This is a genomic window from Thermoproteus uzoniensis 768-20 (genome assembly GCF_000193375.1).
Lineage (GTDB): Archaea > Thermoproteota > Thermoprotei > Thermoproteales > Thermoproteaceae > Thermoproteus > Thermoproteus uzoniensis_A.
Genome location: NC_015315.1, coordinates 671,060 through 684,752, shown reverse-complemented (window position 1 = coordinate 684,752; position 13,693 = coordinate 671,060). Strand labels below are relative to the sequence as shown.

Annotated in this window: 18 protein-coding genes; 8 read left to right on the top strand and 10 right to left on the bottom strand. The window is 63.0% G+C overall.

Translation table 11 applies throughout. The features are described 5' to 3' along the window. Positions 1-76: 76 nt before the first annotated feature. Positions 77-1,330, top strand: coding sequence for a molybdopterin molybdotransferase MoeA (locus TUZN_RS03765; RefSeq protein ID WP_013679608.1), 1,254 nt, complete (start codon positions 77-79; stop codon positions 1,328-1,330). 639 nt (positions 1,331-1,969) lie between these two features. Here TUZN_RS03765 and TUZN_RS03760 read toward each other — a convergent pair. Together TUZN_RS03760 and TUZN_RS03755 are read right to left on the bottom strand one after the other, a co-directional pair. Then, positions 1,970-2,746, bottom strand: coding sequence for an XdhC family protein (locus TUZN_RS03760; protein WP_013679607.1), 777 nt, complete (start codon positions 2,744-2,746; stop codon positions 1,970-1,972). Between the two features lie 40 nt (positions 2,747-2,786). Further along, positions 2,787-3,668, bottom strand: a complete 882-nt coding sequence (locus tag TUZN_RS03755) for a S1C family serine protease (protein ID WP_013679606.1) — start codon at positions 3,666-3,668, stop codon at positions 2,787-2,789. Positions 3,669-3,777: 109 nt separating this feature from the next. Between TUZN_RS03755 and acnA the strand changes: the two genes are divergently transcribed. After that, positions 3,778-6,414 (top strand): aconitate hydratase AcnA, encoded by a 2,637-nt coding sequence (gene acnA, locus TUZN_RS03750; RefSeq protein ID WP_013679605.1) that lies wholly within the window; start codon positions 3,778-3,780, stop codon positions 6,412-6,414. A 163-nt stretch (positions 6,415-6,577) separates the two neighbouring features. On the opposite strand, the gene TUZN_RS11450 is transcribed toward acnA, so the two are convergent. The 3 genes from TUZN_RS11450 to TUZN_RS03740 all read right to left on the bottom strand — a co-directional run bounded on the left by TUZN_RS11450 (position 6,578) and on the right by TUZN_RS03740 (position 7,393). After that, the gene (locus TUZN_RS11450; protein WP_013679604.1) at positions 6,578-6,721 is read right to left on the bottom strand and encodes a hypothetical protein; all 144 of its coding nucleotides are present in this window, start codon (positions 6,719-6,721) and stop codon (positions 6,578-6,580) included. A 7-nt stretch (positions 6,722-6,728) separates the two neighbouring features. After that, positions 6,729-6,947 (bottom strand): nucleotidyltransferase domain-containing protein, encoded by a 219-nt coding sequence (locus TUZN_RS11445; RefSeq protein WP_013679603.1) that lies wholly within the window; start codon positions 6,945-6,947, stop codon positions 6,729-6,731. Between the two features lie 167 nt (positions 6,948-7,114). Then, the gene (locus TUZN_RS03740) at positions 7,115-7,393 is read right to left on the bottom strand and encodes an ATP cone domain-containing protein (RefSeq protein WP_013679602.1); all 279 of its coding nucleotides are present in this window, start codon (positions 7,391-7,393) and stop codon (positions 7,115-7,117) included. Between the two features lie 52 nt (positions 7,394-7,445). Between TUZN_RS03740 and TUZN_RS03735 the strand changes: the two genes are divergently transcribed. The 3 genes from TUZN_RS03735 to TUZN_RS03725 are packed head-to-tail and all read left to right on the top strand — an operon-like array spanning position 7,446 to position 8,517. Beyond that, on the top strand, positions 7,446-7,880 hold the full coding sequence (locus TUZN_RS03735) for a CoA-binding protein (RefSeq protein WP_052886064.1): 435 nt from the start codon (positions 7,446-7,448) through the stop codon (positions 7,878-7,880). Further along, the gene (locus TUZN_RS03730; RefSeq protein WP_013679600.1) at positions 7,877-8,113 is read left to right on the top strand and encodes a hypothetical protein; all 237 of its coding nucleotides are present in this window, start codon (positions 7,877-7,879) and stop codon (positions 8,111-8,113) included. Before TUZN_RS03735 ends, TUZN_RS03730 begins: the two co-directional genes overlap by 4 nt. Before the next feature lie 35 nt (positions 8,114-8,148). Further along, entirely contained in the window at positions 8,149-8,517 is a 369-nt protein-coding gene (locus TUZN_RS03725) for a YbjQ family protein (RefSeq protein ID WP_013679599.1), read from the top strand. Between the two features lie 23 nt (positions 8,518-8,540). Here the strand turns inward: TUZN_RS03725 and TUZN_RS11440 are convergent, their stop codons facing one another. The 4 genes from TUZN_RS11440 to TUZN_RS03710 form a co-directional block, all read right to left on the bottom strand. After that, a complete protein-coding gene (locus tag TUZN_RS11440) occupies positions 8,541-8,801 on the bottom strand; it encodes a nitrate reductase molybdenum cofactor assembly chaperone (protein ID WP_237698281.1) in 261 nt (86 codons plus the stop codon). After that, positions 8,765-9,052 carry a hypothetical protein gene (locus tag TUZN_RS11435; RefSeq protein WP_052886063.1) on the bottom strand — a complete coding sequence of 96 codons (288 nt, stop codon included), beginning with the start codon at positions 9,050-9,052 and terminating at the stop codon, positions 8,765-8,767. Before TUZN_RS11435 ends, TUZN_RS11440 begins: the two co-directional genes overlap by 37 nt. 113 nt (positions 9,053-9,165) lie before the next feature. Continuing rightward, positions 9,166-9,975 carry an aldo/keto reductase gene (locus TUZN_RS03715; protein ID WP_052886062.1) on the bottom strand — a complete coding sequence of 270 codons (810 nt, stop codon included), beginning with the start codon at positions 9,973-9,975 and terminating at the stop codon, positions 9,166-9,168. Positions 9,976-10,020: 45 nt separating this feature from the next. After that, a complete protein-coding gene (locus tag TUZN_RS03710) occupies positions 10,021-10,443 on the bottom strand; it encodes a DUF1122 family protein (protein WP_013679596.1) in 423 nt (140 codons plus the stop codon). A 215-nt stretch (positions 10,444-10,658) separates the two neighbouring features. Here TUZN_RS03710 and TUZN_RS03705 point away from each other — a divergent pair, with 215 nt between their 5' ends. The 3 genes from TUZN_RS03705 to TUZN_RS03695 all read left to right on the top strand — a co-directional run bounded on the left by TUZN_RS03705 (position 10,659) and on the right by TUZN_RS03695 (position 12,508). Further along, positions 10,659-11,198, top strand: coding sequence for a hemerythrin domain-containing protein (locus TUZN_RS03705; RefSeq protein WP_013679595.1), 540 nt, complete (start codon positions 10,659-10,661; stop codon positions 11,196-11,198). Continuing rightward, entirely contained in the window at positions 11,188-11,505 is a 318-nt protein-coding gene (locus TUZN_RS03700; RefSeq protein WP_013679594.1) for a hypothetical protein, read from the top strand. The genes TUZN_RS03705 and TUZN_RS03700 overlap by 11 nt, the downstream gene beginning before the upstream one ends. Positions 11,506-11,824: 319 nt before the next feature. Continuing rightward, entirely contained in the window at positions 11,825-12,508 is a 684-nt protein-coding gene (locus tag TUZN_RS03695; RefSeq protein WP_013679593.1) for a hypothetical protein, read from the top strand. On the opposite strand, the gene prf1 is transcribed toward TUZN_RS03695, so the two are convergent. Further along, entirely contained in the window at positions 12,505-13,665 is a 1,161-nt protein-coding gene (gene prf1 / locus TUZN_RS03690; protein WP_052886060.1) for a peptide chain release factor aRF-1, read from the bottom strand. The genes TUZN_RS03695 and prf1 overlap by 4 nt on opposite strands. Positions 13,666-13,693: the final 28 nt, after the last annotated feature.

The following is a 13,693-nucleotide window of genomic DNA, read 5'->3' as shown; positions in this document are numbered from 1 at the left end:
GTCTGTGTTGGAGTCTCGGCCCAGGCGCGGCCGGACCTTGGGGCTTACTGTTTTATAGGTCGATCGCCGACTCGACGTGTCTCGGGGCTTCAAGAGCTTGACCCCGGCCGACAAGGCCGTCGCGGAGTTCTTGTCCAAGCTGTCCCACAAGCCTCCGGTTGTCGAGGTGCCGTTGGGGGAGGCCCTCGGCAGATATCTGGCTAGGGATATCATCGCCGACGTCGACGTTCCTCCGTTCGACCGCGCGGCCTTCGACGGATACGCCGTGAGGTCCATCGACACGCTCGGCGCCACGAGGACTAACCCCGTCGTCCTCAAGGTTGTCGGACGGGCAGGCCCCGGGAGGCCGTTCGAGGGCGTGGTGAGGGAGGGGGAGGCTGTGGAGATCGCGACGGGCGCCCCGTTGCCGGAGGGCGCGGACGCGGTGGTCCCCTACGAGGAGGCGGCCGAGAGGGGAGGGGCGGTGGAGATATACCGCCCGGTGCCCCGCTACTACTACGTATCGAGGAGGGGGGAGGACCTCTCAAAGGGCGAGCTGGTCCTCAAGGCGGGGACGAGGCTCCGGCCTTGGGACCTCGGCGTGCTCGCGTCGCTCGGCATGTCGCGGGTCCCTATCTACCTAGTCAGGGCGGCCGTGATATCGACGGGGGACGAGCTGGTAGAGGTCGAGGAGGTGTCCGGCGGCGCCCCGCCGCCCGGCAAAGTGGTGAACTCGACGAGGTTCGCCTTGATCGGCCTATTCCGCGAGGCGGGGGCCGACGCCGAGTATCTGGGCCTAGTCCCCGACGACGAGGAGGCCATAAGGAGGGCCTTGGAGAGGGCCCTCTCGGGCTTCGACATAGTGGCCACAACAGGCGGCGCCTCCGTCGGGGGGCCCGACGCGACCCACAAGGCGGTTTCCTCAATCGCCGACTTCTACGTGAGGGGGATAGCGGTCAGGCCCGGCAGGCCCAACGGGGCGGCCGTAGTCGGGGGCAAGCCGGTGATAGTGCTGTCTGGCTTCCCCGTCGCCGCCGTAGTGGGGTTCGAGATCTTCGCGAGGCCGGCTATCCTGAAGATGGTCGGCGGGAGGCCGGAGCCCCAGCCGACCGTGAGGGGGGTTCTGACCCGGCGTATAACAACCCCGATAAACGTGAGGACCTACGCCAGGGTGAGGGCGTACGTCAAGGAGGGCAAGGTGTACGTGGAGCCCCTCGCCGTGACGGGTAGCGGGGTCCTCTCCACGCTCACTAGGGGAAACGCCATCCTCGTCGTCCCCGAGAATAGAGAGGGCTACGACGAGGGGGAGGAGGTCGAGGTCCAGCTCATAAGAGAGCTGGAGGCTGTCTGACAAACCCGCGCCCGGAGAAGTTGGGCGCGGCCACAGCTCGAGGCCTCCCGCCTTGGGCGCTCGTGCGGGCGCTATATTTACGGCGAAAGAAGCGGGGGGTCCTATCGTCGGCAAGACGGGCCAGCCCATCCTCGGCGTAATGGACATAGCTGTCGTGATTTCGGCAGACAGAAGGATTCCTACGAGGCTGATCTCGACGTGGAGGGATTCGGCGCTATAAAGGCCGTGTTCATTAGAGCCCCGCTGTCGCTAGGGCTTGGGGCTCGGCCAGGCCCTTACGCGGAGCATCCCAAGACAGACAAGCTGTACCGCGCAGGAGGGCCGCATGTCGGCCACGGAGTTCCATCCGGAGCTCACCACGTCGGCGTTCCACAGAGCCCTCCTGGAAATGGCTATCGGAAGGCGTTAGGCCTCCTCGAAGTCTTTCTGGGCCTTTTCCCTAATTATCTTGACCCAGACGTTGCGCCTCGGATCCATGCCCAGCCAGCGGCCCAGACATATATAGGCAGTGGATACGGAGGCCTATCACGGCCGACGTAAACTGCCGGCCTCATCAAGTATGCGAAATCCAGGCGACAGCGCTTGCCAGACCGCCTCGCAAGGCCGACGCGCCCGACTTGTTACGTCGATAGAGCTCGCCTAGGCTGTCGGCGGGGGCCTCCACTCGCATCTGTACCGCGAGAGGTCCTCGCCAGCGACCTCCTCCACGACTCTGTAGGGGTCCTTGACCTCCCTCATGGGCCTCCCCGTGCCTCCGCGTAGGTACATCACCACCTCTGCCAATATGCTGACCGCTATCTCGCCTGCCGTCTTCGCCCCTATGTCGAGGCCGGCGGGCGACCTAAGCCTCGACCTCACGGCCTCTCCGGAGAGCCCCCTCCTCTCGAGCTCCTTGATGACCAGAGCGGCCCTCCTCTGGCTGGCGAGAAGCGCCACGTAGCCTGCGCCCCGCCTGATAGCCGCCTCCACCACGTCCACGTCGCTGGGGTGGCCCCCCTCGTTCGCCACGACGACGATGGAGCCCTCCGAGACCAGCTTCTCCAGGTCGGGCAGATCGCCTCTGTAGAAGGCGCCCCTCGCCTCGTGGCCCACGGCGGCCACGTAGTACCCGGCAGCGGCGGCTATCTCCGACAAGCGGCGCGCCACCTCGCCGAAGCCCACGACTATTATCGTCGGCCTGACCAACAAGGCCTCGGCCGAGACCGACATCTCGCCGATCCTCAACTCGGCCCTCTCGCCCGGCCTCAGCCCCTTGACCGCCTGCACCACCGCGTCGGGCGCGAGGCCCAGGAGAGGCCTCCCGTCGACGACGGCGTCCACATACGCCCTCTTGCCGTCGAAGACCTTGACCACGACCGCCGCCTCGCCCCGCCTAGCCGCTAGGTCGAGCGCCTTGAAGACGTCGCAGACCGACATAGGTATATGGGAGGCCGAGGTTAAAAGCTTGACCGGGCGCCTAGAGGTCCAAGCGCTTCCCCCCTCTGATTATCCTCAGCCTCGGCGTCCTGCCCTCCGCGAAGGCCTCGGAGACCGCGAGCCTAAGCTGGAATACGTTCTCCACGGGCTTGCCGTCGACTGCGATGATTATATCGCCGCGCCTCAGCCCAACCTCGTCGGCGTACGAGCCCGGCTGGACCGCCGCCACTAAGAGGCCTTTGTCCGTCGGTAGCCTGTAGACGGCCGCCATCGCCTTGTTCACCGCGGCCACGTAGACGCCGAGCGCCGGCCTCACGTACCGCCCGTACCTCTTCACTATGTCTATCATGACCTTGGCTAGATCTATGGGGACCGCGAAGCCTATGCCCTGCGCCCCAGCTATGATGGACGAGTTGACGCCGACGGCCTCCCCGTCCGAGTTTATCAGGGGGCCGCCCGAGTTGCCGGGGTTTATAGCGGCGTCTGTCTGTATCAAGAACTCGAAGACCCTATCGCCCACGCTCAGGCTCCGCCCGACGGCGCTGACTATCCCGAACGTCGCCGTGGGCCTATCCAACATGGCCAGGGGATAGCCCAGGGCGAGGACGGGCTCGCCGACCTTGAGCCTCAAGGCCGAGCCGAGCGGGATCGCCGGCACCGAGAGGTCGGACGCCAGGAGGGCCAAATCGTCGTTGGGATCTCCGGCGATTGGGCGCGCCTCAGCGATCTCGCCCTCGGGCGTCACCAACAAGACCGAGTCGGCCCCGGCCACTACGTGGAAGGCGGTTAGGAAGAGGCCGCCGCCGGCCGAGAAGGCGGTGCCGAAGGACCGCCCCTCCTCCAGGCCCCAGACGTCGGACACCTTAGTGACTACCCCGACCACCGACCTAGACGCCTTCTCCACAAGGCTTGAGAAGTCCATGGAGAGACGCGGCCTCCTAAATATAGCTGTCGGACGCCGGCGGTCCGTCGAAAAGAGTTGGGGCGGATAGAGAAAAGATAAGTTAAAAATATAGGCATGGGGCCTACCTATGCCTTATACAAAGGCCGAGGCCAAGTTGTCGGTCGGCGCGAGGTCGTACAAGTTCTATAGAGTCAAGGCGCTGGAGGCCGAGGGCTACGACGTCGAGAGGCTCCCGTACAGCATAAGGGTCCTTTTGGAGAACGTGCTCCGCAACTTCGACGGGAGGGATATAGGGCAGGAACACCTCGAGGCGCTGGCCCGCTGGAATCCCAAGAACCCCGAGGGCGAGGTGGCGTTGAAGGTGACGAGAGTTGTGATGCAGGACTACACCGGCGTGCCGGCAGTGGTGGACCTCGCCACGATGAGGGACATAGCTGTCAAGTCCGGGGCCGATCCAAAGGTCGTCAACCCCCGCGTCCCCGTCGACTTGATCGTAGATCACTCGGTGCAAGTCGACTACTGGGCCTCCCCGCAAGCCCTCTCCATGAACATACGCCTAGAGATAGAGAGGAATAGGGAGAGGTATATCTTCCTCAAGTGGGCCCAAAACGCCTTCAAGAACTTCCGCGTCTTCCCGCCCGGCACCGGCATAATCCACCAGGTGAATCTGGAGTACCTCGCCAAGGTGGTCTGGACCGAGGGCGACACGGCCTTCTTCGAGACCTTGGTGGGGATGGACAGCCACACCACGATGATAAACGGGCTCGGCGTCGTGGGCTGGGGCGTCGGCGGGGTGGAGGCCGAGGCCGCCATGCTCGGAGAGCCGATAACCATAAGGGTGCCGAGAGTCGTCGGGGTCAGGATGTACGGCGAACCCAAGCCCGGCGTGACGGCCACCGACATAGTGCTCGCGGTGACAGAGGCCTTGAGGAAGGTGAACGTCGTGGACGCCTTCGTGGAGTTCTTCGGCGAGGGCGTGCGCAAGCTCTCCGTCCCCGATAGAGCCACCATAGCGAACATGGCGCCCGAGTACGGCTCCACGGTGGGTCTGTTCCCCGTGGACGGAAACACGCTGGACTACCTGGCGGCGACGGGCAGGCCGGAGGACCTCGTGGCCTTGGTGAAGAGGTACTACGAGGAGCAGGGAGTCTTCGGCGGAGTGGAGGGAGCCGAGTACAGCCAAGTCGTGGACTTCGACCTATCGGCGGTCGAGCCGTCGGCGGCCGGGCCGACCCTCCCGTGGCAGAGGAGGAGCCTCGCCGACGTGCCGAAGAGCTTCGTGGAGTTCCTCGCCCAGAGGAAGAAGAGGGATAAGAGGAAGGCGGTGGAGATAGAGATAGGCGGGAGGAAGGTGGAGTTCGGCGACGGCGACGTGGCCATAGCGGCCATAACCAGCTGCACCAACACCTCCAACCCCTATCTGCTCGTGGCGGCGGGCCTCCTGGCCAAAAAGGCCGTCGAGGCGGGCCTCGAGGTGCCTCCCTACGTCAAGACGAGCTTCGCTCCGGGCTCCCGCGCCGTCGAGGAGATCTTGAGGAGGGCGGGGGTGCTCCAGTACCTCGAGAAGCTGGGCTTCCACGTGGTGGCGTACGGCTGCACTACCTGTATAGGCAACTCCGGCCCGTTGCCCGAGCCCGTCTCCAAGGCCATTAGGGAGGCCGACATAATGGCGGCCGCGGTCCTTTCGGGCAACCGCAACTTCGAGGGGAGGGTGCACCCCGACATTAGGGCCGCCTACCTAGCCTCGCCTCCGCTCGTCGTCGCCTACGCGCTGGCGGGCTCCGTCTGGAAGGACCTCTCCAAGGAGCCTGTCGGGTACGGGAAGGGCGGAAAGCCCGTCTATCTGAAGGACATATGGCCCGCGCCGGAGGAGGTCAACGAGGCTGTGTCGAAGGCCATGGACCCGAAAGTGTACGTGGAGAAGTACTCGAAGATCGGCGAGCTCGTGCCCGAGTGGGGCGAGCTCAAGGCACCTTCAGGGGATCTCTACCCGTGGAGGCCCGACGACACCTACATACAGCCGTCGCCTCTCTTCGAGGGCAAGCCGATCTCCGGCGACATAATCAACGCCAGGCCTCTCCTGATACTGGGCGACAGCATAACCACCGACCACATATCGCCCGCGGGCTCGATCCCCAAGGACAGCCCGGCCGGCAAGTTCCTGGAGTCGATGGGGGTGCAACCTAAGGACTTCAACACCTTCGGCGCCAGGAGAGGCAACTGGATGGTGATGGTGAGGGGCACTTTCTGGAGCAAGGGCTACACCAACAAGATGGGCGGAGGCCTCGAGGGCGGCTACACCATAAAGTACCCGGAGGGCGTCAAGATGACGGTCTTCGAAGCCGCCGAGAAGTACAAGCAGGAGGGCACGCCGCTGGTGATACTGGCCGGCAAGACCTACGGCGCGGGCTCCAGCAGGGACTGGGCCGCCAAGGGGCCTAAGCTGTTGGGCATAAAGGCGGTGATAGCGGAGAGCTTCGAGAGGATACACCGCTCCAACCTCACCATGGTGGGGATAGTGCCGATACAGCTCCCGCAGGGCGTCACGGTCGACTCGTTGAAGCTCGACGGGTCCGAGACCATAGACGTGATGGGCCTCGAGGATCTGGCGCCCGGCAAGGAGGTGGTCGTGAGGATCCACAGAAAGGACGGGCGCGTCGACGAGATCAAGGCGAGAGCCGCCGTATACACTTGGGCCGAGGTGGAGTACATAAAACACGGCGGTATACTGCCCTACGTGCTCAAGAAGCTGTTGCAGAGGTGATTAGGGGTCCTCCGCTACCCTAGCGATCTTCCTCGCGAGGTCCACCACTTTTCTGTACTCCCTGCCGGCCACCACCTTCCTCACAGTCTCTATATCCACAGCGGCGTACTGGCTATGCGGTCGAGCAAAGCCGCCCTCTCCTCCACTATCCTCAAGAGCCTGCTCACGACGGCCATAGCGGGCCCTCGAGGCCCAGCCTCGCCGCCCCTATGAGGAAGTCCGCATAAGGGTTCTGTAGCCTGAACCTTATATCGAGATACCTCTCCCAATCCCTGACGTATATAGGCCTTCTGCGGAGGATCTCCACAATAAGGCTACAGGGAAGTGTGGTTGAGCGCCACCAGATCCACGTCCTCCTCCCGCACGCCGAGGAATTTGGCCAAAGCCGCGAGGAGGTCAGCGTATTTCCCCACGTCGTTAAGCCAGACCGCCACGTCCCAGTCGCCCTTGATCCGCCTGCCGCCGGACCTAGATCCGAAAAGCACGGCGAACTCCACGTCGAAATCATGCCAGGGAAACTCCGCAAGCGACACGTAGAGAGCACCAGAGCACTTTAATACCGTTAAACCGCGCCGCGGGGACGCCTCCCTCACCTGCCGGAGCCGGCCCCGCCGCGTGGGTTGGCCCAGATCGGCTAGCTCTCCACCAGCCCGTTGCGGAATACCGCTGCGGGAAAGACCGGCCCGACAATCGAAAAAAGTTATACTTGTAGTTCTTTATCGGTATGTCTGCGTTTTACGGCCTTGTCGAATATAATCCAGTTGCGGTACCACTCCTCGTTGGCCTTCTTGAGCTCCGTCAAGATTATCTTGGCTATGTCCTTGGCCGTGATAGTCTCGCTGTCGGAAACCGCGCACTCCACCTTCCTAGCTATCCTCCTGGCCACGTCCAGAGGCGCGCCGGTCTTCAACACGCTGACCACTATCTTCTCGGGGACGAACTCCTCCTCCCTCCCATCCCTCTTGATGACTTTAACCATAATAACTACTACACCTATATTAATCTATTTATTAACCGGAATCGGAGTATCTATGGACGTTAGAGATGTGTTCAAACTGAGGACGATCGCCGTTGTGGGGGCCTCCCGCGACCCGTCAAAATGGGCCTACGTAGTCCCTCTCTACCTCAAACGGGCCGGCTACAGGATAGTCCCCATAAACCCCACCGCGAGCGAGATACTGGGCGAGAAGACGTACCGCTCCATACTCGAAGTGCCGGAGCCCATAGACGTGGTGCAGGTCTTCCGGCCGTCGGAGGAGGTGCCCAAAATAGCGGAAGAGGCCATAAAGAGGAGGCGGGAGAGGGGCGACGTCAAGGTGGTCTGGCTACAGCTGGGCATAAGGGCGTCGCCCGGCGTGAGGGAGGCGTTGGAGGCCGAGGGGATCGCCTTGTTCGAGAACATGTGCATGATGGAGACGCACGCCGAGCTCTTCGGCTTGAAGCCTCTGGAGCCGGGGGAGGTATGAGCGAGAGGACCCGCGGGATGTTGAAATCCTTCGGAGTGGCCGTCACGACGTACGAGGAGAATATGTTGAGGCTGATAGAGGCGGCGGGCTCCCGCGACCCCGCGGAGGTGCTGGCCGAGGCCCTGAGGCTCAACGCGGAGATCTCACGCAGACTCGCCGAGATGGCCAGATACGTGGAGGAGCTCGAGGCGAGGCTGACCGAGGAGCTCTTGGGCAAGCTGAGGGCCCGTTAGGCGGAAGGCTTTTTTATCCGCCGTAGGTGGGGTCTATGGCGATTAGGGAGGGCGACGTGATAGTCGTGACTACCCCCTACGTTCCCGGCTACAGGATCGTCAAGGTGTTGGGGCTTGCCCTAGGCATAACGGTGAGGTCGAGGGGGCTCGGCGGCAGGCTAATCGCTGGTCTGAGGTCGCTGGTGGGCGGCGAGATAGACGAGTTCACGGAGCTGGCGGAGCAGGCGAGGAGGCAGGCCATAGAGAGGATGGTGGCCCACGCCAAAGAGCTGGGGGCCAACGCGGTGGTCAGTTTTAGGCTGGACAGCAACGAGATCAGCGAATATATGGACGAGATAATAGCATACGGCACCGCCGTGGTGGTGGAGCCCGACCAAGGCCAGGTGAGGATATCGGTGGAGTGAGGCCGCCGGCGGAAAAACCCGCGTTACTGCCTCAGCAACTCGGCGACGGCCTCCATTAGGGGAGCGTACGGGTTGCCCTCGCTCCTCAACGCCTTCGCTATCCTCTCGGCCGCCTTGGCGGCCAGCCTCGCCACCGCTGGATGCGGCCCGCGTTCTGCCACGAACCTCAACATAGTGGGCAGATAGTCGGGCAACTCGTCCGGCGGGGGCTTGAAGCCCCTGGAGGAGTATATGGACAGGAGCTTGGCTAGGGCGGGCCCCCTCTTGCGGCTGTCGCCGTATATGTGGTAGGTCGCGTATAGGTTAGCTTCCTTGGAGAAGTCGAAGCGCCGAAAGGTATCCTCAACAGAGAGCTTGTGAGAGCCGGCATCGCCGTAAGCCGAGAAACCTCGACTATGGAGAGCTTCAGAATAGGCGCGAGCATCTTCGCAGTGATGCCGAATAGGGCAACCGTTGCAAAGCCGGCAAAGAACGCGATGGTCCCCGCGGCTGGCCCCATGGCGGGGCTATCCCCTATCTCGTTCCGAGACGGCATAACGCCTCCGACCCATACACGGTTATAGTTTCTGGTTAACCCCGTTAACCACCTCCCGCCGTCTATCGGCTTAGGTCTGCCAACTCGCCGCGAAGATGTGGTTAACTCGCGCCTCAGCGGACCTCGAGCTCCTTGGCGTATTCGTCGGGGAGCCTCCAGCCGTAGGCGCCGGCGAATTCGAGGACGCCCTCGGGCCTTGTGGTCCTCGGTATGGGCACCACGGCGGGCTTGTCCATGAGCCAGCGCAACGCCACTTGGACCGGCGTCTTGCCCAGCCTCTCGGCGATGCGCCTAATTCTGTAGTTCTCCACTACGGCCCCCCTCGCCAGAGGGCTGGCGGCCAGATAGAGTATGCCCTCGCGCTGGGCGTACGGCAGTGCCTCGTGCTCGTCGAGCCTGTTGATGTAGTTGTAGACGTTTTCCACCGCCGCTATGTCGTGCCTCTTGGCGCAGCTCCTCGCCTCCTCTATCTTGCGCGCGTCGACGTTGCTGAGGCCCCAGAACCTTATGACGCCTCTGTCCACCAGCTCCTCGAAGGCCTTCACGGCTTTGCATATGTCGGGGAGTGGGCCGTGGGGCATGTATATGTCGATGTAGGTCCCCAGCCTCCTGGCGCTCGCCTTAGCCGCCAGGACTATCTTCTCGGCGTTGTCCGGCCAGAACTTGGTGACCACTACCACCTTGTCCCTATCCTCCTTGGCGAAGGTCGATAGGGCCTTGCCCACGAGCTCCTCGGCGTGGCCCCCTCCGTATATCTCGGAGGTGTCCACGACCCATATGCCGTTGGCCAACGCGTTGGCGAGGACGGCGAGGTGCCGCTCGTCCTTAGAAGTGTCGGCCCGCCAGAGATCGCCGCCGAGGCCGGAAGTCCCTATGCCCAACGCCGATACGCAGCCCACAGCCTTGAAACACTTCCTCTCCATATACCTCACTCGCGGCGGATTTAATAAGCTTCCGCCCCAGCGGCGTCAGAGCCTGACAGCCCTTATCTTCTGCCCGCCCTCTCTGCCGCCCTCGGGGAAGTACATGTCGGAGACTGCCAGGAAGCCGGCCCTCAAGAGGACGGCGCCCAGCCTGGTCTCGGCCGGAGGCACGCCGCGGGACAGCTGCGCCCGGGTCTGGACATCCTCGAAATATTCCACGTAGAGGTTTGAGTCGGGCGGCAACGCCGAATAGACCCATCTGTATATCTCGAGCTCCGCGGGGGAGCCGTAGAGCCGGCCCGCTACATTGAAGACCTCGGCCCAAGGCGCATAGTGGGGCGGCCTGCCCACGAAGAGCTTGACCGCGGCGAGGGGGCCCGACGAGTCGTAGATCTCCACGTTCACCTCGTCGCGAAATCTGCCTCTAAGGAAGAGGAGGTGGAGTCCGGCGGGCGCCTCCGCCGGCACGTGCGCCCGTCCCTCCGAGCGTTGCCAGACGCCTCCTCGACCCCGCAGGGAAGCGCGCGGCGCCATATCGCCAGGTTCGGCCACGTGTCTGCCGTCTCTAGTATTATACAATGTATCCGCCCAGGCCCGGCGGCGTGCCGGACTTTTCAGCCCTATCGCCTCGCGCAACTGCGTTAACACAGTTAACTATTAAAGGGAAAGTCGCGTGGGGGCCCATGGGGAGGGTAAGGGTAAAGTACGTGACAGGCGTCTTGAGGGAGCACCACGAGAGGATATTGGAGGCCCTTGAGGTGCTCAACAAGGCCGTCTCGTCGCCTAACCCCGACCCCGACGACATATACAAGCTCATTCAGTTCGCGCAGAGGTTTGTCGACGCGTGCCACCACTCCGTCGAGGAGTATATTCTGTTCCCCGGAGCCAACCGGGCCGGCATACCCTTCGCCGGAGGGCCCATATACGTCATGACGTCCGAACACGGCGTAGGCCGCTACTTGGCGAGGGTCATGGAGGAGCTCTACAAGGCGTGGAGGGCTGGCGACAAGGAGGCGTACAGGGACTTCGTCGACTACGCCAAGCTCTACATAGACCACATCTGGCAACATATAGAGAAGGAGAACGGCGTCTTGTTCCCCATGTTGGAGTCGGCGGTGCCGGAGATCCAGGCCTCTAGGTCCGTGGAGGAGATAGAGAGGGAGAACGACTACGAGGGCTGGATGAAGGTGTTGGAGGAGCTGAAGGCTAAATATGCTGTTTGAGGCGCTTCTGTTCTTGCCGATGTTCGTCAAACATGCGTGGACGGCGGCCTTCTCGCCTAGAGGCAGATATCCGGCCGGCGTAGCCGCCAAGGCCGCGGCGCTCTACGAGGCGGCGTTTTATATATGGGCCTTGACTCTCGGCGTGTTCGTCCCTGCTGTGGCCGCATTCGCCGTGATCCACCTCGTCGGCGTGCCCCTCTACTTCGGCGGATATCTGGCCCGCTACTCCAAATACGGGAAGGCCTACGCCGTCTTCGAGGCGGCCGAGCTGATCTTCCTGGCCGCGTTGTTTCTGCGCCTCGCCTAGTACGCCAACCCTTCCTCGACGATCGCCCTGAGCGCGTGCTCTGTCGACGCGAGGCCGACAGCCAGGTAGGCCGCCTCGACGGCGTAGGGCTAGAGGTAGGGCCGCGCGGCGGCTACGTCGGCGTCTCCGTGCACGCGGCTCCGAGCCGTCAAGAGCCCAGATGAGGGGTGGGGCGGGCAGACGCACCTCAATTGCGGGAGGGCTGACGCGGGGGAGACAGCGACGCCAGGGGCTGGGCGCGGCTGACACGGAGCGACTGGGCGCCATATTCACAGGCTACACGCCGATTCGTATATTAACACGGCACTTCACCACCGATATGGACTTCAGAGAAGTCATGAGGACGCTCTACAAGGGGTACATATATCAGCTGATAGTCTTAGTGGCGATAGTCGCCGTCTCCTTTGCGGCGTTTCTTCTGGCCGTCCTCCAGCCTCCGGGCCCCGGAGCCGGCGTGCCGGATAGCCTCGCCGCGGTGGGCATTGCCGCGATAGCGCTCGCGATTGCTTTCGTCGTCATATTCTTCCTCTACATCTTTAGGGGGTTCCGGGCCCTCCACAAGCTCGGCTTCAAGTGGGCGTGGTGGCTGGCGTGGGGCCCTATAGCCTTGGCCGTAGTCGCCGCGATCTTAGTCCTCGCTCTGGCCCTCTACTTCTTCGGACATCCGGCCGTAGTCAACCGCCTGACGGCCGACCCCACCTACGTCTATTTGCTGATCTTGCGCGAACCCGCCATAGTGGGCATAACGGCGGTCTTGTTCGCTCTGGAGCTCTTGCTGGTAGCGGCTCGGGCTATGACGCTCCGCGACCTACATAGGTACTCCGGCGTCGGGCTGTTCAGGACGGCGCTATATATGTTGATCGCCGGCTACGTCCTGTCCCTACTGCCGCTTGTGTCCTTTCTGGGCGCCGTCGTCCTATTCGCCGAATACATCGCGGAGATGCTCGCCTACGGGGAGGCGGCGCGTCGTGCGCCGGCCCCTGCGCCTCAGCAGACGGCCTAGGACGTAGCCGCGCTGGCGGCCTGTTGCTCCAGCACCCAGGCGGGCGTGTTGAGCAGAGCGACGTAGCCCCCGAACGCTTGGACCAAGGTCTTCCCCTCCTCGACGCCCTTAGGCACCACCTCGACCTTCACCCCCTTGGAGTCTCCCCTCATGACTACGTCCAAGACGGCGTCCTCCCCCAGCTCCTCCGCCACGACGACTACGTCGGCTATCCCCATGTCGAGGGCCCTCATGACGTTCTCCTTGCCGTACACCATGTACTCGCTCTTCTTCACGGCGTAGTACATGACTCTGTCCATCAGCTCCTTCGCCTTGACGTACTCGCTCTCCTTCAGCTGCTCCTGCGCGTTCATTATGGCCTCCTTGACGCCGTACTCGTTGGCGCAACACGCGGAGACCACGGCGAGGATCTTGTCCTTGAGGCGGTAGTCGAGGCCACCCTCCTCCAGGAAGTCCTCCTTGGTGGGCCCGGGCCCGGCCACGATCAGGCCCTTGAGGGCCGGCATGGAGAGGAACACCTTGTTGGCCTCCTCGGCGACGAGCTTGTAGAACACCTCGGCCAGGTGCTCCGTCTGTCTCTTGTAGCGGTTCGCTGACTGCCCGCCGGCGCTGTGCTTCCCAGGCACGAAGAACTGGACGGTCTTCAACACCTCGTACTGCCCGCCCCTCAACACGGCCAGCACGGCCTCGCCCCTCTCCACTACTATGATGCCGTAGGCCACGCTGGACTTTATCATGTCCTCGAGGATCTCCGTGTGGAACGCCGTGTCGCATATGTACTTGAAGGTGTATATGGGCTGGGGCGGCACCACGACGTAGTAGACCCACTCGTAGTTGCCCGGGTTGATCATGTGGAACCCGGCGAAGACGGCCATGCCGTTCTCCGGCGCCTTGGCCTCGCCCTTCAAGTTGTTTACTATGCGCTCCAGCGTGTCCTGGACGTGGGTCCTAGTGGTCTTGTCCTTGATGTTGGAGGCGGTCGACCACTCCGACCTCAACAACGTCAAGACGTCCGGCATAGGCCTCTCGCCGTTTATGTACAACGTGATGAGCGTCGTGGCGTACCCCCTGAACTTCTTGAGTAGGTTGATGAACGCCCTCACCTCCACGGCTGTCTTGAGGAAGTAGACGCCGTTAGGCGGTCTGGCTACGCTCACGCCCCTCAAAGCGTTCCTATATAAAAAA